The sequence below is a fragment of the Streptomyces sp. WAC 06738 genome, assembly GCF_003945505.1.
Taxonomy (GTDB): domain Bacteria; phylum Actinomycetota; class Actinomycetes; order Streptomycetales; family Streptomycetaceae; genus Streptomyces.
In genome coordinates this window covers 6,447,716-6,471,388 of sequence record NZ_CP029618.1, presented here as the reverse complement: position 1 = coordinate 6,471,388, position 23,673 = coordinate 6,447,716, and the positions used below count along the sequence as shown (strand labels likewise).

16 protein-coding genes are annotated in these 23,673 nt (G+C 73.2%); 11 read left to right on the top strand and 5 right to left on the bottom strand.

The genetic code is table 11. From position 1 onward, the window contains the following. Nucleotides 1-68: 68 nt before the first annotated feature. Nucleotides 69-1,433, bottom strand: coding sequence for a pitrilysin family protein (locus DMB38_RS28335; protein WP_125939328.1), 1,365 nt, complete (start codon nucleotides 1,431-1,433; stop codon nucleotides 69-71). Nucleotides 1,434-1,453: 20 nt separating this feature from the next. Further along, nucleotides 1,454-2,809, bottom strand: coding sequence for a pitrilysin family protein (locus tag DMB38_RS28330; protein ID WP_125937521.1), 1,356 nt, complete (start codon nucleotides 2,807-2,809; stop codon nucleotides 1,454-1,456). A gap of 177 nt (nucleotides 2,810-2,986) precedes the next feature. Between DMB38_RS28330 and DMB38_RS28325 the strand changes: the two genes are divergently transcribed. The 4 genes from DMB38_RS28325 (at nucleotide 2,987) to DMB38_RS28310 (ending at nucleotide 8,909) form a co-directional block, all read left to right on the top strand. After that, nucleotides 2,987-5,440 (top strand): DNA topoisomerase IV subunit A, encoded by a 2,454-nt coding sequence (locus tag DMB38_RS28325; RefSeq protein ID WP_125937520.1) that lies wholly within the window; start codon nucleotides 2,987-2,989, stop codon nucleotides 5,438-5,440. 110 nt (nucleotides 5,441-5,550) lie between these two features. Beyond that, nucleotides 5,551-6,504 (top strand): pyridoxal-phosphate dependent enzyme, encoded by a 954-nt coding sequence (locus tag DMB38_RS28320; protein WP_125937519.1) that lies wholly within the window; start codon nucleotides 5,551-5,553, stop codon nucleotides 6,502-6,504. 93 nt (nucleotides 6,505-6,597) lie between these two features. Continuing rightward, entirely contained in the window at nucleotides 6,598-7,272 is a 675-nt protein-coding gene (locus tag DMB38_RS28315; protein ID WP_125937518.1) for a DUF485 domain-containing protein, read from the top strand. Then, nucleotides 7,269-8,909: a cation acetate symporter gene (locus DMB38_RS28310; protein WP_125937517.1), complete on the top strand. Its 1,641-nt coding sequence runs from the start codon at nucleotides 7,269-7,271 to the stop codon at nucleotides 8,907-8,909. The genes DMB38_RS28315 and DMB38_RS28310 overlap by 4 nt, the downstream gene beginning before the upstream one ends. A 15-nt stretch (nucleotides 8,910-8,924) precedes the next feature. Here DMB38_RS28310 and DMB38_RS28305 read toward each other — a convergent pair whose 3' ends face one another. Together DMB38_RS28305 and DMB38_RS28300 are read right to left on the bottom strand one after the other, a co-directional pair. Next, the gene (locus DMB38_RS28305) at nucleotides 8,925-10,589 is read right to left on the bottom strand and encodes a sensor histidine kinase (protein ID WP_125937516.1); all 1,665 of its coding nucleotides are present in this window, start codon (nucleotides 10,587-10,589) and stop codon (nucleotides 8,925-8,927) included. A gap of 157 nt (nucleotides 10,590-10,746) precedes the next feature. Continuing rightward, entirely contained in the window at nucleotides 10,747-11,721 is a 975-nt protein-coding gene (locus tag DMB38_RS28300) for a sucrase ferredoxin (RefSeq protein ID WP_125937515.1), read from the bottom strand. 221 nt (nucleotides 11,722-11,942) lie between these two features. Between DMB38_RS28300 and DMB38_RS28295 the strand changes: the two genes are divergently transcribed. The 7 genes from DMB38_RS28295 to DMB38_RS28265 all read left to right on the top strand — a co-directional run bounded on the left by DMB38_RS28295 (nucleotide 11,943) and on the right by DMB38_RS28265 (nucleotide 21,243). Then, the gene (locus tag DMB38_RS28295) at nucleotides 11,943-12,947 is read left to right on the top strand and encodes a LacI family DNA-binding transcriptional regulator (protein WP_125937514.1); all 1,005 of its coding nucleotides are present in this window, start codon (nucleotides 11,943-11,945) and stop codon (nucleotides 12,945-12,947) included. Nucleotides 12,948-13,083: 136 nt separating this feature from the next. Continuing rightward, on the top strand, nucleotides 13,084-14,478 hold the full coding sequence (locus DMB38_RS28290) for an extracellular solute-binding protein (protein ID WP_125937513.1): 1,395 nt from the start codon (nucleotides 13,084-13,086) through the stop codon (nucleotides 14,476-14,478). A 2-nt stretch (nucleotides 14,479-14,480) separates the two neighbouring features. Beyond that, complete coding sequence (locus tag DMB38_RS28285; RefSeq protein ID WP_125937512.1) at nucleotides 14,481-15,431, top strand: sugar ABC transporter permease; 951 nt, start codon at nucleotides 14,481-14,483, stop codon at nucleotides 15,429-15,431. Nucleotides 15,432-15,447: 16 nt separating this feature from the next. Then, nucleotides 15,448-16,329 carry a carbohydrate ABC transporter permease gene (locus tag DMB38_RS28280; RefSeq protein ID WP_125937511.1) on the top strand — a complete coding sequence of 294 codons (882 nt, stop codon included), beginning with the start codon at nucleotides 15,448-15,450 and terminating at the stop codon, nucleotides 16,327-16,329. 50 nt (nucleotides 16,330-16,379) lie between these two features. After that, nucleotides 16,380-18,035 (top strand): glycoside hydrolase family 13 protein, encoded by a 1,656-nt coding sequence (locus tag DMB38_RS28275; RefSeq protein WP_125939327.1) that lies wholly within the window; start codon nucleotides 16,380-16,382, stop codon nucleotides 18,033-18,035. 246 nt (nucleotides 18,036-18,281) lie between these two features. Beyond that, on the top strand, nucleotides 18,282-20,018 hold the full coding sequence (locus DMB38_RS28270; protein WP_240662510.1) for a glycosyl hydrolase family 28-related protein: 1,737 nt from the start codon (nucleotides 18,282-18,284) through the stop codon (nucleotides 20,016-20,018). 136 nt (nucleotides 20,019-20,154) lie between these two features. Then, the gene (locus DMB38_RS28265; protein WP_125937510.1) at nucleotides 20,155-21,243 is read left to right on the top strand and encodes an alpha-mannosidase; all 1,089 of its coding nucleotides are present in this window, start codon (nucleotides 20,155-20,157) and stop codon (nucleotides 21,241-21,243) included. A gap of 51 nt (nucleotides 21,244-21,294) precedes the next feature. On the opposite strand, the gene DMB38_RS28260 is transcribed toward DMB38_RS28265, so the two are convergent. Next, nucleotides 21,295-23,409 carry a DNA topoisomerase IV subunit B gene (locus DMB38_RS28260; RefSeq protein WP_125937509.1) on the bottom strand — a complete coding sequence of 705 codons (2,115 nt, stop codon included), beginning with the start codon at nucleotides 23,407-23,409 and terminating at the stop codon, nucleotides 21,295-21,297. Nucleotides 23,410-23,673 lie beyond the last annotated feature (264 nt).

Sequence of the window (23,673 nt, the reverse complement as noted above, 5' to 3'; positions counted from 1 at the left end):
GCGTCCCCGCCGGGCTCTTTCCGGTCTGCTACGGGCCGTTCACCGCGGGCCGCGGTAAAAGCCGGCAATCAGCCGGACACGACCCTGACCTCACCGATGCCCAGCTCCCGCACCGGCTCGGCGATCTTCTCCGCGTCGCCGACGAGCACGGTGACGAGCCGGTCCGTGGGGAACGCGCTCAGCACCGCCGCCGTGGCCTCCACCGTGCCGGTGTCCGCGAGCCGGGCGTACTGCTTGGCCTGGTAGTCGTCCGGGAGCTGCTGCTCGACCTGGTCGGCCAGCGTGCCGGCGACCGCGGCCGAGGTCTCGTACCGCAGCGGGGCCACGCCGACGAGGAAGTCGGCGGCCGCGTCCCGCTCGGCGTCGGTCAGCCCGTCGGCCAGCGAGCGCAGCACCTGCCAGGTGTCCGCGAGCGCGGGGCCGGTCACGTCGGTCTCCACGGAGCCGCCGATGGCCAGCAGCGCGGCGCCGGTGCCGTCGGCCGGCGAGCGCAGCGACTGGGCGGAGGCGCGGACCCCGTAGGTGTAGCCCTTCTCCTCGCGCAGCACGACGTCCAGGCGGGAGGTGAGGGTGCCGCCCAGGCAGTACGTGCCGAGGAGCTGGGCGGGCCAGACGGCGTCGTGCCGGTCGGCGCCGACCCGGCCGACGAGCATCTGCGTCTGCACCGCGCCCGGCCGGTCGACGATGACGACCCGGCCGGTGTCGTCCGCGGCCACCGGCGGCAGCGGGCGCGCCTCGGCGGGGGTGCCGGTCCAGGCGCCGAGACTGCCGGCCAGCGCGGCGCCGACGTCGACGCCGGTCAGGTCGCCGACGACCACGACGGTGGCGGTGGCCGGCCGGACGTGGGCGTCGTAGAAGGCCCGTACGGACGCGGCGTCGATGCGCGCGACGGACTCCTCCGTGCCCCAGCGGGGGCGGGAGAGCCGGTCGCCGGCGTCGAAGAGCTCCGCGTACAGCGCCATCGCGGCCCGCCGGCCGGGGTTGGCCAGCTCGTGCGGGATCTCGTCCAGCCGGTTGGCGACCAGCCGCTCGATCTCGTCGTCGGGGAAGGCGGGCGCGCGCAGCGCGTCGGCGAGCAGCCCGAGGCCGCGGCGGAGCCGGGAGACGGGCACCTCGAGCGAGACGCGGACGCCCGGGTGGTCGGCGTGCGCGTCGATGGTGGCGCCGGAGCGCTCCAGCTCGGCGGCGAACTCCTCGGCGGTGTGGGTGTCCGTGCCCTCGGAGAACGCCCGCGCCATGATCATGGCGACGCCGTCGAGACCGGCGGGCTCGGCGTCCAGCGGCGCGGCGAGGCACACCTCGACGGCGACGACCTGCTGGCCGGGGCGGTGGCAGGTGAGCACCGTGAGCCCGTTGGCGAGGGTGGTGCGCTCCGGGGCCGGGAAGGCCCAGGGCCGCGCCTCGCCGGCCTGCGGGCGGGGGTGGAAGGTCATCGTGCTGGTCGTCTCGGCGGTCACGCCTGAACCTCGTCTTCCTCGGCGCCCGCGGCGCCGGCGTTCTCGTCCGCGGCGGGGGCGGTGGGCTCGTACACGAGGGCCGCGCGGTTCTCCGGGATGAGCCGCGCCTTGGCGACGGCCTGCACCTCCTCGGCGGTCACGCCGAGGATCCGCTCGACCGCGCCGAGCGCGAGCTTCGGGTCGCCGAAGAGCACGGCGTAGCGGCAGAACTCGTCGGCCCGGCCGCCGACGGTCGCGAGCCGGTCCAGCCACTCGCGCTCCAGTTGCGCCTGTGCCCGCTCCATCTCCTCGGGCGTCGGCCCCTGTTCCGCGAAGCGCGCCAGCTCCTCGTCGACGGCGGCCTCGATGGCGGGCACCTCGACGCCGCCGGACGCCTTGACGTCCAGCCAGCCGAGCGACGGCGCGCCGGCGAGCCGCAGCATCCCGAACCCGGCCGCGACGGCGAGCCGGTCGCGGCGCACCAGGCGGTTGTAGAGCCGGGAGGACTCGCCGCCGCCGAGCACGGTCAGGGCCAGGTCCGCGGCGTCGGCCTCGCGGGTGCCGTCCTCGGGCAGCCGGTACGAGGCCATCAGCGCCCGCGACGGCACCTCCTCCACGAGCGGCACGCGCTGCGCGCCGCCGAGGGTGTCGGGCAGCGAGCCGTCGCGCGGGGGCTGCTTGCCGTCGTGCGCGGGGATGGAGCCGAAGTACTGCTCCACCCAGGCCAGCGTCTGCGCCGGGTCGATGTCGCCGACGACGGAGAGCACCGCGTTGCCCGGCGCGTAGTACGTGCGGAAGAACTCCTGGCAGTCCGCGAGCGAGGTCGCGTCCAGGTCGGCCATCGAGCCGATCGGGGTGTGGTGGTAGGGGTGCCCTTCGGGGTACGTCATCGCGGCGAGCTTCTCGAACGCCGTGCCGTAGGGCACGTTGTCGTACCGCTGCCGGCGCTCGTTCTTCACCACGTCCCGCTGGTTGTCCAGGCTCTCCTGGGTGAGCGCGACGAGCAGCGAGCCCATCCGGTCGGCCTCCAGCCACAGCGCCAGTTCGAGCTGGTGGGCCGGCATGGTCTCGAAGTAGTTGGTGCGCTCGAAGCTGGTGGTGCCGTTGAGCGAGCCGCCGGCCCCCTGCACCAGTTCGAAGTGCCCGTTGCCGGAGACCTGCGCCGAGCCCTGGAACATCAGGTGCTCGAAGAGGTGGGCGAGGCCGGTGCGTCCGGCCACCTCGTGGCGCGAGCCCACGTCGTACCAGATGCACACCGAGGCGACGGGCGTGAGATGGTCCTCGGAGAGGATGACCCGCAGCCCGTTGTCCAAGCGGTGTTCTTCCAGTGTCAGTCCGCCTGAGTTGGCCTGCGGGGTGGCCGTCTGACCCATGGGCATGGAGTCCCTTCGATCGCTGCTGTACGCGGGACACCGGACGTCCGGTGTCGCGCCCCCACTGTATGCCGGGGGCTGTGCGCCGGGTCGTGGTCGGCGATGTCGGCGCGTGGGTCCACAATGGGGGCGCACGCCGACCGCCCGTGAACGAGCCGATGAGGAGCAGCAGCCGAGATGGCCCGCCGCAGAAGCAGTGCCCCGCCGCCAGAGGAGTTCGAAGAGCGGATCCTCGACGTCGACGTCGTGGACGAGATGCAGGGCTCCTTCCTCGAGTACGCGTACTCGGTCATCTACTCCCGCGCGCTCCCCGACGCCCGCGACGGCCTGAAGCCCGTACACCGCCGCATCCTGCACCAGATGAACGAGATGGGCCTGCGCCCCGAGCGGTCGTACGTGAAGTGCGCGCGCGTCGTCGGCGAGGTGATGGGCCGGCTGCACCCGCACGGCGACTCCGCCATCTACGACGCGCTGGTGCGCATGGCGCAGCCGTTCTCGATGCGGCTGCCGCTCGTCGACGGCCACGGCAACTTCGGCTCCCTCGGCAACGACGACCCGCCCGCGGCCATGCGCTACACCGAGTGCCGCCCCGCGCCCGCCGCGACGCTCATGGTCGAGTCGATCGACGAGGACACCGTCGACTTCGCCCCCAACTACGACGGCAGCGAGCAGGAGCCCGTCGCCCTGCCGTCCGCGTTCCCGAACCTGCTGGTGAACGGCGCCTCGGGGATCGCGGTCGGGATGGCGACCAACATGCCGCCGCACAACCTGGGCGAGGTCATCGCCGCCGCGCGGCACCTCATCCGGCACCCGGGCGCCGACCTGGAGACCCTGATGCGGTACGTGCCGGGGCCCGATCTGCCCACCGGCGGCCGGGTCGTCGGCCTCGACGGCATCCGGGACGCGTACGAGACGGGCCGCGGCAGCTTCAAGATCCGCGCCACCGCGACGGTCGAGCAGGTCTCCGCGCGCCGCAAGGGCATCGTCGTCACCGAGCTGCCCTTCACCGTCGGCCCGGAGAAGATCCGCGCCAAGGTCAAGGACCTCATCGGGGCGAAGCGGCTGCAGGGCATCGCCGACCTGAAGGACCTCACCGACCGCGAGCACGGGCTGCGGCTGGTCTTCGAGATCAAGAACGGGTTCCACCCCGAGGCCGTGCTGGAGCAGTTGTACAAGCTGACGCCGATGGAGGAGACCTTCGGCATCAACAACGTGGCGCTCGTCGACGGCCAGCCGCTCACCCTGGGCCTGAAGGAGCTGCTGGAGGTCTTCCTCGACCACCGCTTCACGGTGGTGCGGCGGCGCAGCGAGTTCCGGCGCACCAAGCGCCGTGACCGGCTGCACCTGGTGGAGGGCCTGCTCGTCGCGCTGCTCGACATCGACGAGGTCATCCGCATCATCCGGGCCAGCGAGAACGCCGCGCAGGCCAAGGAGCGGCTGATCCGCCACTTCTCGCTCTCCGAGATCCAGACGCAGTACATCCTGGACACCCCGCTGCGCCGGCTGACGAAGTTCGACCGGCTGGAGCTGGAGGCCGAGCGGGACCGGCTGACGGCGGAGATCGAGGAGCTGACGCGGATCCTGGAGTCCGACGCGGAGCTGCGCAAGCTGGTGTCCGGGGAGCTGTCCTCGGTGGCGAAGAAGTACGGCAGCGAGCGCCGCACGGTGCTGCTGGAGGCCGGCGGGGAGCCGGCCGCGGCGGTGCCGCTGGAGATGTCCGACGACCCGTGCCGGGTGCTGATGTCGTCGACGGGGCTGCTGGCCCGTACCGCCAACGGCGATCCCTTCGGCGAGCCGGCGCCGGCGAAGCGCGTCAAGCACGACGTGATCGTCTCCGCCGTGCCGACGACGTCGCGGGCGCACATCGGGGCGGTCACCTCCGAGGGGCGGCTGCTGCGGGTGTCGGTGATCGACCTGCCGGTGCTGCCGGAGACCGCGGCCCGGCCCAGCCTGGCCGGCGGAGCGGCGGTCTCGGAGTTCCTCACGCTGGCGGAGGGCGAGAAGGTCGTCTGCCTCACCACGCTCGACGAGTCCTCGCCCGGCCTGGCGCTGGGTACGGAGCAGGGCGTGGTGAAGCGGGTGGTGCCGGACTACCCGGCGAACAAGGAGGAGTTGGAGGTCGTCACGCTCAAGGACGGCGACCGGATCGTCGGCGCGGCGGAGCTGCGCACGGGCGAGGAGGACCTGGTGTTCGTCACCAGCGACGCGCAGTTGCTGCGCTACCCCGCGGGGCAGGTGCGGCCGCAGGGCCGGCCGGCGGGCGGCATGGCGGGGGTGAAGCTGGCCGACGGCGCGAAGGTCGTCGCGTTCCACGTGGTCGATCCGGCGGCGGACGCCGCGGTGCTGACGGTCGCGGGCTCCACGGGGGCGCTGGACGGCGCGTGGGTGCAGACGGCGAAGCTGACGCCGTTCGACCAGTTCCCGCGGAAGGGGCGGGCGACGGGCGGCGTGCGCTGCCAGCGGTTCCTGAAGGGCGAGGACTGCCTGACGTTCGCCTGGGCGGGACCGGTGCCGGCCCGCGCGGCGGGGCGTACGGGCGGCCCGGTGGAGCTGCCGGAGCCCGACCCGCGCCGGGACGGCTCGGGGACGCCGCTGGCGAAGCAGGTGACGGCGGTGGCGGGCCCGGTGTAGTAGTCCGCGGGCCGGCGGCGGGCGCTGTCCTGGGTGGTCCCCTGCGCTCTGCCGCGGGCCTGTCGGAAACCGTGCTGGACCCGGCGTCCCGCGGCTGCCAGCGTGGGGCCATGAGGACTCCGACCGTCACCGACGCCCTGCTCGCCCGCCGGCTGGTCCGCGACGTGCTGCCGCCCACCCCGCTGTGGTCGTACGCGACGCTGGACCGCGGACCGGCCGCGGCCCTCTTCGTCAAGCACGAGAACACCCAGCCGACGGGCGCGTTCAAGGTACGCGGCGGCCTCGCCCTGCTCGCCTCGATGACCGCCGAGGAGCGCGCCCGCGGCATCGTCGGCTACTCCACCGGCAACCACGCGCAGTCGCTCGCCTACGCCGCCGCCCGGCACGGCGCGCCGTGCACGATCGTGATGCCGGAGCGCGCCAACCCCGGCAAGGTGCGCGCCGTCACCGCCCTCGGCGCCGAGCTGATCCAGCACGGCGCCACGTTCGACGAAGCCCGGCCGTACGCCGCGCGGTTGGCCGCCGAGCGGGGCGCCCGGCTGGTGAGCGCCGCGGACGAGCCGGAGATCGTCGCCGGCGTGGCCACCGCGTACCTGGAGCTGTTCGAGCAGGCGCCGGACCTGGACACGGTGATCGTCCCGGTCGGCGGCGGCAGCGGCGCCGCCGCCGCGTGCCTGGCGGCCGCGGCCGTCGCGCCTGCCTGCCGGGTGGTGGCGGTGCAGTCGGCGGCCTCCCCGGCGGCGTACGAGTCCTGGCGCGCGGGCAGCCTGGCCGAACGCCCCAACCGCACCCGGGTCGAGGGGCTGGCCACCGGCACCGGCTTCGCGCTGCCGCAGGCGCTGATGCGCACCGGGCTCGCGGACTTCCTCCTCGTGGACGACGACGCGATCACCCTCGCCCAGCGCAGCCTGATGCGCGACGCGCACACGCTGGCGGAGGGCGCGGGCGCCGCGGCGCTCGCGGCGCTGCACACGCACCCGGACGCCTTCGCCGGGCAGCGCGTCGCGGTCGTGTGTACAGGAGGGAACGCCCAGGAGACAGAAATCGCCAGGGCTATCGCCTGAAGGTGTGAAAGGCCGGGAATGCCCCGTCTGTGATCTTCCCGCGTTGCCCATTCTGGGCAGTCGGCAACCCCGCCGAGCGAGGAGAGCACTCCGGTGAACAACCCCCAGGGGCCCGAGGGGGCCCCGCCAGCCCCGCCCCACGATCCGTGGTCCGACCGGCCGGACTGGTCCTGCCGGCCGGACGTGCAGCCCTGGCCCGAGGCGCAGCCCTGGCCGGACGCCTCGCCGTGGCCCGTCCGGACCGCGCCGACCGACCGGCGGGAGCAGCTCTACGTGCCCGCGTCCCCGGCTCCCGGCTGGGGCTGGGACGGCTGGGAGCCGGAGCCCGCCCCCGCCCCGCCGCCTCCCCGGGCCGCGGTGGGCGCCGGCTCCGGCGCGCGGGACGGCGACGGCGAAGCGGACGACGCCGTGTACCTCGCCGTCCACGCCACCCCCGAGTTCCAGCGCGTACGGAGCCGTTACCGCCGCTTCGTCGTGCCGGCCGCGCTCGCGTTCCTCGTCTGGTATCTGTCGTACGTCGTCGCCGCCACCGCCGTCCCCGAGCTGATGGGCCGCCGGGTCGCGGGACCGCTGAACGTCGCGCTGCTCGCCGGACTCGGCCAGTTCGCGACGACGTTCCTGCTCACCTGGGCGTACGCCCGGCACGCCCGGCTCCGGCGCGACCCCGCGGCGCTCGACCTGCGCTGGGACATCGCCATGCGGACCCGCCGCCCGGAGGGCGGCCCCGGCCCCGCCCCCGCGCGCCCGGAGCAGGAGCCGGGCCGGTGACCGGGGAGCACCAGAAGCTCGCGCTCCTGCTGTTCTGCGCGTTCGTGGCGCTGACGCTGGCCCTCACGCTGTGGGCGGGCCGGCGGCGGCACGGCTCACCGGAGGAGTTCTACGCCGGCGGCCGGCTCTTCACCCCGATGGAGAACGGTTTCGCCATCTCCGGGGACTACATGTCCGCCGCCTCCTTCCTCGGCATCTCCGGCCTCATCGCGCTCTACGGCTACGACGGCGTGCTGTACTCCGTCGGCTTCCTCGTCGCCTGGCTCGTCGTGCTGCTGCTCGTCGCGGAACTCGTCCGCAACTGCGGCCGGTTCACCCTCGCCGACGTCGTCGCCTCCCGGCTGCGCCGGCCGCGGGTGCGGTTCGCCGTGGGCATCTCGTCGGTCACGGTCTCGGTGCTCTACCTCGTCGCGCAGATGGTCGGCGCGGGCAGCCTGGTGGTGCTGCTGGCCGGCGACCACACCGGCACCGGCGCGCGCACCGCGGCGGTGGCGGGCGTCGGCGCGCTGATGGTCACGTACGTCGTGCTCGGCGGGATGCGCGCGACGACCTGGATCCAGATCGTCAAGGCCGTGCTGCTGCTGGCGGGGGCGCTCACCCTCACCGTGCTGGTGCTGCTGCGCTTCCACGGCGACCCCGGTGCGCTGCTGGAGGCCGCGGCCGGGCGCAGCGGCCACGGCTCCGACTTCCTCGCCCCGGGGCTGGCATACGGCGGCGGGCTCGCCGACCGGCTGGACTTCCTCAGCCTCGGCCTCGCGCTGGTCCTCGGCACCGCGGGGCTGCCGCACATCCTGGCCCGCTTCTCCACCGTGCCGACGGCCACCTCCGCGCGCCGCTCGGTCGTCTGGTCCATCGGGCTGATCGGCGGCTTCTACCTGATGACGATCGTGCTCGGCTTCGGCGCCGCGGCGCTGGTGGGCGGCGACACGGTGCGCGCGGACGACCCGTCGGGCAACACGGCGGTGCCGCTGCTGGCGCTCGACCTCGGCGGCGGCGCGGCCTCCACCGGCGGCACCGTTCTCTTCGCGGTGGTGGCGGCGGTGGCGTTCGCGACGATCCTGGCGGTGGTCGCGGGGATCACGCTGGCGTCGTCGGCGTCGGTGGCGCACGACCTGTACGCGACGGTGCGCCGCTCCCGCGCGCGGCGCCGCGCGGGCCGTACGCCGGACGGCGCGGACGGCGCGTCCGCCGGCGCCGACGAGGTGGCCGTGGCACGGGTGGCGGCGGCGGTCGTCGGGGCGCTCGCCATCGGCCTCGGGCTGCTGGCCCGGGACCTCAACGTGGCGTTCCTGGTGGGGCTCGCGTTCGCGGTGGCTGCCTCGGCGAACCTGCCGGTGCTGCTCTACGCGCTCTTCTGGCGCCGGTTCACCGCGCGCGGCGCGCTGTGGGCGGTGTACGGCGGTCTCGGCCCGGCGGTGCTGCTGGTGGTCTTCTCGCCGGTGGTCTCGGGCAGCCCTGACGCCCTCTTCCCGGGCGTCGACTTCCACGTCTTCCCGCTGCAGAACCCGGGCCTGGTCTCCGTGCCGCTGGGCTTCTTCGCGGGCTGGCTGGGCACGGTCACGTCCGCGGAGCCCGCCGATCCCGTACGGCACGCGAAGACGGAGGTCCGGGCGCTCACCGGGGCGGGGGCCGCGTAGCGGCGGATCAGCGGGCTACGGGGCCGGCAGCCGGCTGCCGGGGACGTGCCCGGGCGCCGGCGCCAACGCCTCGGGGAGCACGACGGTGAACTCCGCGCCCCCGCCCGGCCGCTCGCCGGCCTCCGCGTGACCGCCGTGCCGCTCCGCGAGCCGCCGCACCAGCGCGAGCCCGAGGCCCCGCTTGCCGTGCGCGGGCGGCTCCTTCGTCGTCCAGCCGTCAGCGAAGACCAGCTCGCGCCGCTCCGCCGGTATCCCGGGCCCGGAGTCGGCGACCCGCAGCCGCACCGTCTCGCCGTCCGCCCGCAGGTCGACCTCGACCAGCGGGACCGGTGAACCCACCGCCGCGTCCAGGGCGTTGTCGACCAGGTTGCCGACGATCGTGACCAGACCGCGCGGGTCCACGGCCCGGTCCGGCAGCTCCCCCGTCAGCACCAGCGGCACGCCCCGCTCCGCGGCGACGGTCGCCTTGCCGACGAGCAGCGCGGCCAGCAGCGGGTCGCGGATCCGGCCGGTGACCTGCTCCGCGGTGGCGCGGCGGCCGCCGGCGGCCTCGGCGATGTACTCGGTGGCCTCCTCGGTCATGCCCAGCTCCAGCAGCCCAAGCAGGGTGTGCAGGTGGTTGGCGTGCTCGTGGTCCTGGGCGCGCAGGGCGTCGATGAGGCCGCGGGTGGAGTCGAGTTCGCGGCCGAGTTGCTCCAGTTCCGTGCGGTCGCGCAGGGTGGCGACGGCGCCGCCGTCGGCGGTGGGCATGCGGTTGGCGACGAGCACCCGCCCGTCGCTGACCGTCAGCAGGTCGGAGCCGGCGACCCGGCCGGCGAGCACGTCGGCGGTACGGCCCGGGCGCAGCACGTCGTCGAGGGGCCGGCCGGTGTGCTCGGGGTCGATGCCGAGGAGCCGGGCGGCCTCGTCGTTGACCAGCCGCAGCCGGCCGGCGCCGTCGAGCGCGACGACGCCCTCGCGGATGCCGTGCAGCATCGCCTCGCGCTCGTCGAGGAGCGCGGCGATGTCGGAGAACGCGAGGTCGCGGGTGCGGCGCTGGAGCCGGCGGGAGTGCGCGAAGGCGACCAGCGCGCCGACGGCCAGCGCGCCCCCCGCGTACGCCAGCACGCCGGGCACCGCCGCGATGACCCGGTCGCGGACGCCCTCGTACGGGATGCCGACGGAGACCGCGCCGACGATCCGCCCCTCGCGGTCGTAGAGCGGCACCTTGCCGCGGGCGGTCCGCCCCATGGTGCCGGTGTCGATGCCCATCCACTCCTCACCGGCGAGCGCGGCGGAGGGGTCGGTGGAGACGCGGTGGCCGACGCGCTCGGGCAGGGTGTGCGACCAGCGCACGCCGCGGGTGTCCAGCACGACGACGTACTCGGCGCCGGTGGCCCTGCGGATCCGCTCGGCCCGGCGCTGCACGGGCCCGTCCGGGTCCGCGGGGGTGGTGAGCAGGTCCTCGGCGAGGCCGGGGTCGACGGCGGTGCTCTGCGCGATGGCCATGGCGCGGCGCATCACCTGCCGGTCCAGCTCGTCGCTGTACGGCGCGAGGAACAGCGCCGCGGCGAGGATCGTCACCCCCGTGGCCAAGGCGAGCTGCATGAGCAGGATCTGCGAGGAGACACGGCGCGGCCAGCCGAGCCGCCGGCCGGAGCCGCGGGGCTCGCCGCGGCGTGCGGTCGAGGGGGCGCCCATGAACGCGAACCGTAACCGACCGGGACGCTACGGGCACTCCCCCGGACACACATCCCCGCACATCAACCCTCACGTCACCTCCCCCCACCCCCCGCACACCCGCCCTAGGGTAGCTCCATCCGACTACACAGAGTAGTCGGGCGAGGGGTCCGCGGGCTCAGTGGAGTCTCGGCGGCCCCGCGGCCATCCGCGTCTGCGCCACCGGGGCCGCGCCGCAGCTCGCCGGGGTGGCCACCGCGGCGGCGCGCGGGGCGATGGGCACGTCCCAGGCCCGCCCGTCGCGGTGCGCCACGGTCACCAGCCAGCCGTCGCCTTCGGCGTCACCGCCGCCTTCTGTGCGTACGACGCTCAGGTCGTCCACGCCGTACGCGCCCGCCAGCCGCCGCACCGCCAGCTCCGCCGCCTGCCCCTGCCGCTCCCACGTCGAGCGCCCGCGGCAGCCCTCGGGCACGACCAGCCCCGAGGCCAGCGACTCGACGACCTCCTTGACGGCGTGCGGGGTCATGCGGCCGTAGGCGTAGCCGTGCGGCAGCAGGAGCAGCGTGGGCGAGAAGCGGTGGCCGCCGATGTGCGTGATCTCCCAGGTCTCGGTGGACCCCGCGGCGTGCAGATCGGCGGCGAGGCGGCGGCCGAGGAGCGCGCAGCAGCGGTCGCGCCTGCCGTTGGTGCAGACGAAGACGAGCGGCAGCGATCCCGGGGTCTCGCCAGGCCCCCGGGGCCCGGGGGACGGATCGCCGCGGTACGGGCCTGCGCCGAGCGCGGCGTCGAACCCGGCGTGCTCGCCGCGGCCGAGGGCGGCGAGGTCGAGGCCGACGAGGTCCGCGGGGTCGCGGACGTCGGTGGCCCGGATCCAGGCGCCGCCGGGGGCGGTGTGGGCGGCGAGGACGCGGCGGCTTGCCGGGCGGCGGACGTCGGCGTGCCTGCCGGGCCGGCGGATGAGCGCGACGCGCACGCCGGTGCCCTCGGCGCGCTCCTCCAGCGCGCGGCCGATCCCGGGGTCGAGGTGGCTCTGGGTCAGCGCCTCTCTCCCCCACGGGCCGGTCTGCTCGACCAGCAGCCAGGTCGCGGCGACGGCCGCGGTCCCGGCGAGCGGTTCGGCCAGCTCTCCGGAGGCGGTCGCGCACGTACTCACGAAGGTGAGCCTAACCGTTCTTCAACGCCCCGTCCCGCGGGGCCCGTCCGTCCCGGTGATCCCTCCGCGCCCCGGGTGCCCCGCGGTTCGCGGGGCACCCGGCGAGCCGCAGCCACCGCCGCGTCCGCCCGCGCCCTCCGCCGTACCGCTGACGTGGGTGGAAACGATCCGTTCCGCACCCACCGCAAGCTGCTTGCGTTTCTTGCGCTAATCTTGCGTCCATGACTCGACGACTTGCTGAGGTTGCCAAGAAGGTGGGGGTCTCCGAGGCCACCGTCAGCCGCGTGCTGAACGGAAAGCCCGGGGTGTCGGAGGCGACCCGGCAGGCCGTGCTGTCGGCCCTCGACGTACTCGGCTACGAACGGCCCACCCAACTGCGCGGCGAGCGCGCCCGGCTGGTCGGCCTGGTCCTTCCCGAGCTGCAGAACCCGATCTTCCCCGCGCTCGGCGAGGTGGTCGGCGGCGCGCTGGCCCAGCTCGGCCTCACCCCGGTGCTCTGCACCCAGACCAAGAACGGCGTCTCCGAGGCCGCGTACGTCGACCTGCTGCTGCAACAGCAGGTCTCCGGCGTGGTGTTCGCCGGCGGCCAGTACGCCCAGTCCGCCGCGCCGCACGAGCACTACCGCCGGCTGGCCGAGCGGCGCATCCCGGTGGTGCTGATCAACGCCGCCATCGAGGACCTGGGCTTCCCCCGCGTCTCCTGCGACGACGCCGTCGCCGTGGAGCAGGCGTGGCGCCACCTGGCGTCGCTCGGGCACCGCCGCATCGGCATGCTGCTGGGCCCCGCGGACCACGTGCCCTCGGCCCGCAAGCTCGCGGCCGCGGCGGAACTGGCGCGGCAGACCGGCCTGGAGCTGCCGGAGTCACGGGTGGCGCGGGCGCAGTACTCGCTGGAGAGCGGGCAGGCGGCCGCGACGCGGATGCTGGACGACGGCGTCACGGGCTTCGTCTGCGCCAGCGACCCGCTCGCGCTCGGGGTGATCAGGGCGGTGCGGCGGCGTGGCCTGGACGTGCCGGGGGACGTGTCGGTGGTGGGGTACGACGACTCGGCGTTCATGAACTGCACGTCGCCGCCCCTGACGACGGTGCGGCAGCCGATCGAGTCGATGGGCCGGGCGGCGGTCGAGCTGCTGTCGGCGCAGATCGGCGGCGCCCCGGTGGCGGCCGACGAGCTGCTGTTCGAGCCGGAGTTGGTGGTGCGCGGCTCCACCGGCCCCGCTCGGTGAAGGATCTTCAACTTCCAGTCTCATTCTTGCAATTTCTGCGCGACATATTGCGAAGACCTGTCGACGGTGGTTGAGTGTGCGCGCCACGGCAGCGTGCAGCCGTGGCTTCCCGCTCCTGCCCAGAGGGGTCACCGAGATGAGACACACCGGGTTCCGCCGTACCAGCGCCGCCCTCGCCGTCAGCGCCACCCTGGCGCTCGTCGCCGCCTGCGGCACCTCCAGCTCCGACGAAGGCGGGGACGACACGGCCGAACCGGCCGACGCCGCCGCCCCGCTGGACCCGGAGACCGAGGTCACGCTGACGATCGACTGCATGCCCCCGGCGGCCGAGAAGGCCGAACTGAAGGAGTGGAAAGAGGACGTAGCGGCGTTCAACAAGGAGTACCCGAACGTCACGATCGAGGGGAAGCAGACCGACCCCTGTCTGGAGCCCCCGCGGTTCACGGCCATGCTCAAGGCCAAGTCCCAGCCGGACGCCTTCTACACGTACTTCACCGACCTGCAGCAGGTGCTGGACAACGACGGCGCCGCGGACATCACCGCGTACGTCAACGAGAAGACGGTCCCGGCGCTCGCGGACATCGACCCGCAGGTCCTCGACGTGCTCAAGCAGGACGGCAAGCTCTACGGGCTGCCGACCAGCAACTACACCATGGGCCTGCTCATCAACCGCAAGCTCTTCGAGGAGGCCGGCCTCGACCCCGACGACCCGCCGACGTCCTGGGACGAGGTCCGTACCGCCGCCAAGGCGATATCCGGCCTCGGCGACGGCATCAGCGGCTTCGGCGAGTACAGCGCCGGCAACAACGGCGGCTGGCACTTCACCGCCTCGATGTACGGCCTCGGCGGCGACATCGTCTCGGCGGACGGCACCAAGGCCGCGTTCAACGACGACACCGGCCGCGAGTACGTCGAGAACCTCCACGCGATGCGCTGGGAGGACGACAGCATGGGCAAGACGCAGTTGCTCAAGTGGGGCGACCTGCAGAAGCAGATGGCGTCCGGGAAGCTCGGCATGTTCCTCGCCGCGCCCGACGACATCACGTACATGGTCCAGCAACTGGGCGGTGACTACGCCGACTTCGGCATGGGTCCGATGCCCGGCGGCGAGGCGACCCTCTTCGGCGGCAACGACTACCTGATCAAGAAGGGCAGCTCGCCCGACCAGATCAAGGCCGCCATCGCCTGGCTGAACTTCAAGTTCCTCACCCCCGGCAAGGGCCAGTTCGACTGGGCGCGTACAAAGGCGGACGGGCTGCCCGTCGGGCTGCCCCAGCCGGACTTCTGGAAGGGCGAGAGCAAGCGGCAGGACGACGGGCTGCGCGCCGAGCACTCCACCATGCCGGTCGAGAACTTCCAGCCGTTCCGCGACGACCCGGTCCCCGGCCGCGCCGAGCCGCCCAAGGCCCAGGAGATCTACAAGGTCCTCGACACGGTGATGTCCGGCGTGCTCACCAACGAGGACGCCGACCCCGCCGGGCTGCTCGACACCGCCGAGGACCAGGTCAACCAGGTCCTCGCGAACCAGTAGCCATGGCGGCGCCCACCCTCTCCCGGCCGGCCGCCCCCGCCGGGGGGCGGCCCGCCGGCCGGCGGCGCACGGGCCGCGAGGACTTCGGCCGCGCGCTGCGCCGCAACCTGACCGCACACGGCTTCCTCATCGGCGCCGTGCTCTGCTTCACGCTCTTCTCCTGGTATCCGATGGTCAGGGAGTTCATCCTGGCCTTCCAGAAGAACGAGGACGGCGAGACCGTCTGGGCGGGCTGGTCGAACCTCAGCTACATCTTCAACGACCCGGCCTTCTGGCAGGCGTGGCGCAACACCTTCGCCTTCACCGGCCTCGCACTCCTCCTCGGCTTCGCCGTGCCGTTCGCGGTCGCGATCGTGCTGAACGAGTTCCGGCACGGCCGCGCGTACCTCCGGATCCTGGTGTACCTGCCGGTGATGCTGCCGCCGGTCGCCTCCGTGCTGCTCTTCAAGTACTTCTACGACCCGGGCCACGGGCTCTTCAACCGCATCCTGGAGACCTTCGGCCTGCCCGCACAGGACTGGCTGCAGTCGGGCGACACCGCGATGATCTCCGTCGTCATCGCCGCCACCTGGATGAACATGGGCGCCGCCACGCTGATCTACCTGGCCGCGCTGCAGGGCATCCCGGGCGAGCTGTACGAGGCCGCGGAGCTGGACGGCGCCGGCCTCTTCCGCAAGATCTGGCACGTCACCATCCCGCAGACCCGGCTCATCCTGTCGCTGATGCTGCTGATGCAGATCATCGCCACGATGCAGGTCTTCGTGGAGCCGTTCCTGCTCACCGGCGGCGCCGGCCCGGAGAACTCGACGCTCACCGTCGTCCAGCTCATCTACCAGTACGCCTTCACCTTCAACAACTACGGCAGCGCCGCGGCCCTCGGGGTCGTCCTCATGCTGGTGCTCGCCGCCTTCTCCGCCGCGTTCGTCCGCCTCGACCGCGGCAGCGAAGACTGAAGCCGGGAGACCCCAGATGGCCGAAGTACAAAGGACGCTGATCTCGCCGGCGGTGCTGGCCAGGCCGCGCGGAAAGGCCCTGTACTGGACCGCCTTCGCCCTGGTCATGGCGGTCTTCACGCTGGCGTTCATCGGACCGCTCTACTGGATGGCGACCAGCGGGCTGAAGTCCTCGCAGGAGTTCGCGCAGACCCCGCCGACGCTGGTGCCGGGCGAGGTGCAGCCGGAGAACTACTCCGAGGCGTGGAGCGTGCTGGACCTGGCCCAGTTGCTCCTCAACACCTGCGTGTACGCCTTCGGCGCGCTGGCCTTCATGCTCGTCTTCGACGTGGCCGCGGCGTACTCGCTCTCCAAGCTCCGCCCCGTGCTGGGCAAGGTCATCCTCGGCGCGATGCTCGCGACGCTGATGATCCCGGCCACGGTGCTCGTCGTACCGCAGTACCTCACGGTGCTCGACGTGCCGCTGGTGGAGCGCAACCTCATCAACTCGCCGTGGGTGATCTGGCTGCCGGCGGTCACCAACGCCTTCAACATCTTCCTCCTCAAGCGCTTCTTCGACTCCATCCCCCGGGAGCTGATGGACGCCGCCGCCATGGACGGCGCATCGCCGCTGCGCACCCTGCGCTCCATCGTCCTGCCGATGTCCCGGCCGATCCTCGGCGTCGTGTCGATCTTCGCGGTCGTCGCCGTGTGGAAGGACTTCCTCTGGCCGATGCTCACCCTGCCCGACCCGTCGAAGCAGACCCTCAACGTCGGCATCTACTCGCTGGGCGCGAGCGTGCCGGAGAACCAGCTCATCGCGGCCCTCGCGATCGCCTCGGTGCCCACGTTGGTGATCTTCCTCGTCTTCCAGCGCAACATCATGCACGGCCTGACCGCCGGCAGCCTCAAGGGCTGACGGTAAGGGCCCTCCTCCTGAACCAGTAGGGATTTCCTGTGAGGGATTCAGTGTCGGATACGAGCTGGTGGCGCAGTGCCGCCATCTACCAGGTCTACGTACGCAGCTTCGCCGACGGCGACGGCGACGGCACCGGCGACCTCGCCGGCGTCCGCGCCCGGCTGCCGTACCTCGCCGAGCTGGGCGTGGACGCCATCTGGTTCACCCCGTGGTACGTCTCGCCGATGGCCGACGGCGGCTACGACGTCGCCGACTACCGGGCGATCGACCCGGCGTTCGGCACCCTGGACGAGGCCGAGAAGCTCATCGCCGAGGCCCGCGCCCTCGGCATCCGCACGATCGTCGACGTCGTGCCCAACCACGTGTCCGACGCGCACCCCTGGTTCCGCGCCGCGCTGGCCGCCGGGCCCGGCAGCCCGGAGCGCGAGCTGTTCCACTTCCGCCGGGGCCGCGGCCCCGGCGGCGAGCTGCCGCCGAACAACTGGCCCTCCCAGTTCAACGGCGAGTGCTGGACCCGGCACGCCGACGGCGACTGGTACCTGCACCTGTTCTCCGAGCGGCAGCCGGACCTCAACTGGGCCCACCCCGCGGTGCGCCGGGAGCACGAGGAGGTGCTGCGCTTCTGGTTCGAGCGGGGCGCCGCGGGCGTACGCATCGACTCCGCCGCCCTCCTCGCCAAGGACCCCGAGCTGCCCGACTGGGACGAGGACGACCCGCGCGGCGAGCCCAGCCCGTACGTCGACCGCGACGAGCTGCACGACATCTACCGCTCCTGGCGGGCCATCGCCGACGAGTACGACGGCGTGCTCATCGGCGAGCTGTGGGTGCCCGAGCCGGAGCGCTTCTCCCGCTACCTGCGCCCGGACGAGCTGCACACCGCGTTCAACTTCGACTTCCTCGCCCGCCCCTGGGACGCCGCCGAGCTGCGCGCGTCCATCGACACCACGCTCGAATACCACGCGCCGGTCGGCGCACCCGCGACCTGGGTGCTCTGCAACCACGACGTGACCCGCACCGTCACCCGCTACGGCCGCGACGACGCCGACCCGGGCACCGGCTTCGACTTCGCCGCCAAGCGCTTCGGCACCCCGACCGACCCGGTGCGCGGCACCCGCAGGGCGCGCGCCGCGGCGCTGCTCTCGCTCGCCCTGCCCGGCTCCGTCTACCTCTACCAGGGCGAGGAACTGGGCCTGCCGGAGGCGGAGATACCCCGGGACCGCATCGTCGACCCGATGCACTTCCGCTCCGAGGGCCGCGACCCGGGGCGGGACGGCTGCCGGGTGCCGCTCCCGTGGCGTCCCGGCGGACCGTCGTACGGGTTCAGCGACCCGGCGGACGCGGGCGACGGCGGTACGTCCCGGGAGGGCGACGGCGCCGCGCCGGCCGGACCGTGGCTCCCGCAGCCGGCGGGCTGGGGCACGTACGCCGTCGAGCGCCAGGAGGGCGACCCGCGCTCGATGCTGCGCCTCTACCGCGACGCGCTGCGGCTGCGCCGCGGGGAGCCGGGGCTCGGCGACGGGCCGATACGCTGGCTCGACGCCCCCGCGGGCGTGCTCTCCTTCGCCCGCTCCGACGCGTTCGTCTGCGTCGTCAACCTCGCCGCGGAGCCCGTGCCGCTCCCGGCCCACCGAGACGTCCTGATCGGCAGCGGCCCCCTGGACGACGGGCGGCTGCCGCGGGACACGGCGGTCTGGCTGCGCACCTAGGGTCTGTCTTCAATCTCCCGTCTGCGGCGCGACGCCTGGCACGCACGCTCGCTGCGTTGTCGGGATCGACCGAATAGGCCCACTATGCGGGCGACCCTCCGCCTTGCGATCGCACGCACCAGACGCCGCGCCGCCCGCCCTACGGGCGAACGACGCGAGATTGAGGACAGACCCTAGGAGCGCTGCGCCGCGCGGCCGGGCCGCCGGCCCGTCACCCCCCACCCACCCCCCACGGGAAGGTTCGCCATGCGCAAGGCACGCACAGGAAGGATCATGCTGGCCGCGTCCGTGGCCGCCGCCGCAGTGCTCGTCGCCGTGCCCGGCGGCGCCCACGGCGCGCCGGAGGCGGGCGCCGACCTGCCGTTCGTCTCGATCGAGGCGGAGGCGGCGGAGACCAACGGCAGCCTCGTCGGCCCGGACTACACGCAGGGCACTCTGGCCTCGGAGTCCTCGGGGCGGCAGGCGGTGCGGCTCGACGCCCAGGGCGAATACGTCGAGTTCACGCTCACCGCGCCGGCGAACGCGGTGAACGTCGCGTACAGCGTCCCCGACGGCAAGTCCGGCAGCCTCGCCGTCTACGCCAACGGCACCGAGCTCGACGCGTCGCTCGCCCTCACCTCGACGTACTCATACCTCGACACCCCCTGGATCCCCGGGGCCAAGACCCACCACCTGCTGGACAACGCCCGGGTCAGGCTCGGGCAGGACCTGGAGGCAGGCGACACCGTGCGGCTCCAGGCCGACGACCTCGGCGGCGGTCCCTACACCGTCGACGTCGCCGACTTCGAGCAGGTCGCCGCACCCGCCCAGCCGCCGGCCGGCGCCGTCTCCGTCGTCGGCAAGGGCGCCGACCCGACCGGCGCGGCGGACTCCGCCGCGGCGTTCCGCAGCGCCATCGCCGAGGCGAAGGGCGGCGGCACGGTGTGGATCCCGCCGGGCGACTTCACGGTGGGTTCCGAGCTCTCCGGCATCGAGAACGTGACGCTCAAGGGCGCCGGCGCCTGGCACTCCGTGGTGCACAGCTCCCGCTTCGTCAACCAGCCGGGCTCCGCGGGCAACGCGCACCTCGCCGACTTCGCCGTCATCGGCGAGGTCACCGAGCGCGTCGACAGCAACCCGGACAACTTCGTCAACGGCAGCCTCGGCGCCGGCTCCACGGTCTCCGGGATGTGGCTCCAGCACCTGAAGGTCGGGCTCTGGCTGACCGGCACCAACGACGGCCTCGTGGTCGAGCGGAACCGCTTCCTCGACATGGCCGCCGACGGACTGAACCTCAACGGCAACGCCAAGGGCGTCCGGGTGAGCGACAACTTCCTCCGCAACACCGGCGACGACGCGCTCGCCATGTGGTCGCTCAACGCGCCCGACGTGGACTGCGTCTTCGCCCGCAACACCATCTCGCAGCCCAACCTGGCCAACGGCATCGCGATCTACGGCGGCACGGACATCACCGTCGAGGACAACCTCGTCCTCGACACCAACGCGCTCGGCAGCGGCATCGCGATCTCCAACCAGAAGTTCCTGGACCCGTTCCACCCGCTGGCCGGCACCCTCACCGTCGCGGGGAACGAGCTGGTGCGTACCGGCGCGATGAACCCCAACTGGAACCACCCGATGGGCGCGCTGCGCGTCGACTCCTACGACAGCGCCATCGAGGCGGACGTGAGGATCACCGGCACCGTCGTCACCGACAGCCCGTGGAGCGCCTTCCAGTTCGTCTCCGGCGGCGGTACGGGCAAGGCCGTGCGGAACGTCACCATCGACGGCGCCACCGTGGCCGGCGTCGGCAGCGTCGTCGTGCAGGCCGAGACGGAAGGCGCGGTGACCGCCGGCGGCGTCACCGCGACGGACGTCGGCGTGGCCGGCGTCTACAACTGCCCGTACCCGGAGGGCAGCGGCACGTTCACACTGACCGACACAGGCGGCAACTCCGGCTGGGACAGCACGTGGGAGGACTGCTCCGCCTGGCCCGGCCAGGACTGACCCCGCTCCCCTACGGCACAGCGCTCCCGCACGGCGCACCACGGCACATCTCACCACGGCACAGCGGTCCACTCGTCCGGGCTCCCGGTCCACCCCCACGGGCCGGGAGCCCGCCCCCCATGAGAGGAGCACCACCGTGACCACCCGAAGGGCCTTCCTCGCCGGCGCCGCGGGCGCCGGCCTCGCCGCCGCGGGCGGCCTGCCGTCCGCCGCCGCGGCCCCCGGCGCGGGGACCCGCGCGGCCGGCGCCGCCGAGCCGTCCCCGTACGTGCACGCCTTCTACTACTCCTGGTACGGAAACCCCGACCACCACGGCTCGTGGGTGCACTGGCAGCAGGGCGGGCACACCCCGCCCGACGACATCGGCGCCGACTTCTACCCCGCCCTCGGCGCGTACGACTCCGGCGACTACGACGGCGCCGTCGCGCAGCACATGGCCTGGGCGCGGCAGGCCGGCATCGGCGTGCTGGCGTACAGCTGGTGGGGCCGCGGCGGCTACGAGGACCGGCTCGCGGCCGGGGTGCTGGACGCGGCGGCGGCCGAGGGGCTGCAGATCGCCTGGCACATCGAGCCCTACGCGGGGCGCACGGCGGCGTCCGTCGTCGACGACGTGGCGTACCTGGAGGAGAACTACGGCTCCCACCCCGCCTACCACCGGGCGGCGGACCGGGGCGGGCGCTGCGCGTACTACGTCTTCAACAGCCTGAACGTCACCGACTGGGCGCCGATCGCGGCTATCCGCGACAGCGCGCTGGTGATGGCGCAGACCACGGACGTCTCCCGCGTCACGCACTTCGGCGGCATCTACACGTACGACGCCATCGCGGGCGCGAACGACCCGGACTGGGGCGGCGTCGCCGCCTGGTGCCGGCGGAACGGGTACGTGTGGGCGCCGTCCATCGGCCCCGGCTACCTCGACGACCGCGCCGTGCCGGGCAACACCTCGCCGACCGTGGACCGCGCGGACGGTGCGGTGTACGACCGCAGTTGGGGCTACGTGCTGGACCCGGCGAAGGGCGGTCCCGCGGACTGGGTGACGCTCACGTCCTTCAACGAGTGGCACGAGGGCAGCCAGCTGGAGCCGGCCGCGGCGGCGCCGCCGCGGCCGGTCTACGTCACGTACGACGGTGCCTACGGGCGGACCGGCGCGGCGGCCGAGACCGCGTACCTGGACCGGACCCGGCACTGGGTCACCGAGTTCGAGGCGGCGTCCGGCCGGGGCTGAGGCGGGCCCCGCGCGGGCCTGAGCCCCGGCCGGCTCCCGCCGGTCCGGGGCTCAGGTGTCGATCCGCGAACGGTCCAGGGTGGCCGCCGAGTTGGTGATGAACTCCTTGCGGGGGGCGACCTCGTTCCCCATCAGCAGGTTGAACACCTGCTCGGCGGCGTCCAGGTCGCTGATGTTGATCCGCCGGAGCGTGCGGTACCGCGGGTCCATCGTGGTCTCCGCGAGCTGGTCGGCGTCCATCTCGCCGAGGCCCTTGTAGCGCTGGATGGAGTCCTTGAAGCGCGTGCCCTTGCGCTGGAGGTCGAGCAGGGTCTCGCGCAGCTCGGAGTCCGAGTACGTGTAGATGTACTTGTCCTGGCCCCTCTTGGGCTGGACCAGCTCGATGCGGTGCAGCGGCGGCACCGCGGAGAAGACCCGGCCCTCCTCGACCATCGGGCGCATGTAGCGCTGGAAGAGGGTGAGGAGCAGGGTGCGGATGTGCGCGCCGTCGACGTCGGCGTCGGCGAGGAAGATCACCTTGCCGTAGCGCGCCTGGTCGATGTCGAACGTCCGCCCCGAGCCGGCTCCTATCACCTGGATGATCGCGCTGCACTCGGCGTTCTTCAGCATGTCCGCGACGGACGCCTTCTGAACGTTGAGGATCTTGCCGCGGATCGGCAGCAGGGCCTGGAACTCCGAGTTGCGCGCGAGCTTGGCCGTGCCCAGCGCGGAGTCGCCCTCGACGATGAACAGCTCGGAGCGCTCCACGTCGTCGCTGCGGCAGTCCGCGAGCTTGGCGGGCAGGGAGGAGGACTCCAGCGCCGTCTTGCGGCGCTGCGCCTCCTTGTGCTGCCGGGCGGCGATACGCGTACGGGCCGCGGCCACGGCCTTCTCCAGCACGGCGCGCGCCTGCTGCTTGGCGTCCCGCTTGGTGGAGGTGAGGAACGCCTTCAGCTCCTTGGTGACGACCTGGGCCACGATCCGGGAGGCCGCCGAGGTGCCCAGCACCTCCTTGGTCTGGCCCTCGAACTGCGGCTCGGCGAGCCGGACGGTGACCACGGCGGTGAGGCCCTCCAGCGCGTCGTCCTTGACGATGTCGTCCTCGGCGACGCGCAGCAGCTTCAGGCTCCGCAGCGCGTCGTTGACCGTGCGGGTCAGGGAGCGCTCGAAGCCGGTGACGTGGGTGCCGCCCTTGGGGGTGGCGATGATGTTGACGAACGACCGGATCGTGGTGTCGTACCCGGTGCCCCAGCGCAGCGCGATGTCGACGCCGAGGTCGCGGGTGACCTCGGTGGGCGTCATGTGCCCGCGGTCGTCGAGCACCGGGACGGTCTCCTTGAACGTCCCCTGCCCGGAGAGGCGCAGCACGTCGCAGACGGGGCGGTCGGGGGCGAGGAACTCGCAGAACTCGCTGATCCCGCCGTCGTAGCGGAAGGTCTCCGCGGTGTGGTCCGCCTTGTCGGCGGAGCGCTCGTCGCGCACGGTGAGCGTGAGGCCGGGCACGAGGAAGGCGGTCTGCCGGGCGCGCGCGTGCAGGTCGTCGAGCGAGAGCGCGGCGTCCTTGAGGAAGATCTGCCGGTCCGGCCAGAAGCGGATGCGGGTGCCGGTCCGCGTCTTGGGGATCTTCTTGCCCTTGGTCATGCCGCTGGCGGGCTCGAAGGCGGCGTCGGCGCCCTTGCCGGAGAACCGGCCGGGGACGCCGCGGCGGAAGCTCATCGAGTGCGTCCTGCTCGACAGGTCGACCTCGACGTCGAGCCGGGCGGACAGCGCGTTGACCACGGAGGCGCCGACGCCGTGCAGGCCGCCGGAGGCCGCGTACGCGCCGCCGCCGAACTTGCCGCCGGCGTGCAGCTTGGTCATGACCACCTCGACGCCGGAGAGCCCGGTCTTCGGCTCGACGTCGACGGGGATGCCGCGGCCGTCGTCGTCGACCTGCACGGAGCCGTCGGCGGCGAGCAGCACGTCGATGTTCCGGCAGTACCCCCCCAGGGCCTCGTCGACGGAGTTGTCGATGATCTCCCACAGGCAGTGCATGAGGCCGCGGCTGTCGGTGGAGCCGATGTACATGCCGGGCCGCTTGCGGACGGCCTCCAGACCCTCCAGAACGAGCAGGTGCCGCGCGGTGTAATTGGAGCCGTCGCGCTCGGCGGCGGCCAGCACGGACGGCACGGACGTGTCGGCGGTCACTCAGTTCGCTCCTCGCTGAATTCGGGCCCGGGTGGCGGTGGCGGGCCTCATCTGCCGGTCAGAGGGTACCGAGGCTCTATAGAGCCGGTACGCAGCCACCCGCATGTGACTCGATACTAGTCCCGCTTCGAGTGCATGTTCGATCCCTCGGAGGGGTGATTCGTTTATCACGTTCCCTTACGCGCATGAACCATTTAGGCTCCGGGCACGTCCTCATGAACAACCGGCAACCCAGCCGGGGAGGTCAAAAAGGCCCAAAGACGC

Bases quoted from the DNA above. Each gene is read 5' to 3' on its own strand.
- DMB38_RS28305 (WP_125937516.1), bottom strand. From the start codon at position 10,589: ATGGGCGCCCCCTCGACCGCACGCCGCGGCGAGCCCCGCGGCTCCGGC.
- DMB38_RS28325 (WP_125937520.1), top strand. From the start codon at position 2,987: ATGGCCCGCCGCAGAAGCAGTGCCCCGCCGCCAGAGGAGTTCGAAGAG.
- DMB38_RS28290 (WP_125937513.1), top strand. From the start codon at position 13,084: ATGAGACACACCGGGTTCCGCCGTACCAGCGCCGCCCTCGCCGTCAGC.
- DMB38_RS28330 (WP_125937521.1), bottom strand. From the start codon at position 2,809: ATGGGTCAGACGGCCACCCCGCAGGCCAACTCAGGCGGACTGACACTG.
- DMB38_RS28280 (WP_125937511.1), top strand. From the start codon at position 15,448: ATGGCCGAAGTACAAAGGACGCTGATCTCGCCGGCGGTGCTGGCCAGG.
- DMB38_RS28295 (WP_125937514.1), top strand. From the start codon at position 11,943: ATGACTCGACGACTTGCTGAGGTTGCCAAGAAGGTGGGGGTCTCCGAG.
- DMB38_RS28270 (WP_240662510.1), top strand. From the start codon at position 18,282: ATGCGCAAGGCACGCACAGGAAGGATCATGCTGGCCGCGTCCGTGGCC.
- DMB38_RS28285 (WP_125937512.1), top strand. From the start codon at position 14,481: ATGGCGGCGCCCACCCTCTCCCGGCCGGCCGCCCCCGCCGGGGGGCGG.
- DMB38_RS28335 (WP_125939328.1), bottom strand. From the start codon at position 1,433: ATGACCTTCCACCCCCGCCCGCAGGCCGGCGAGGCGCGGCCCTGGGCC.
- DMB38_RS28320 (WP_125937519.1), top strand. From the start codon at position 5,551: ATGAGGACTCCGACCGTCACCGACGCCCTGCTCGCCCGCCGGCTGGTC.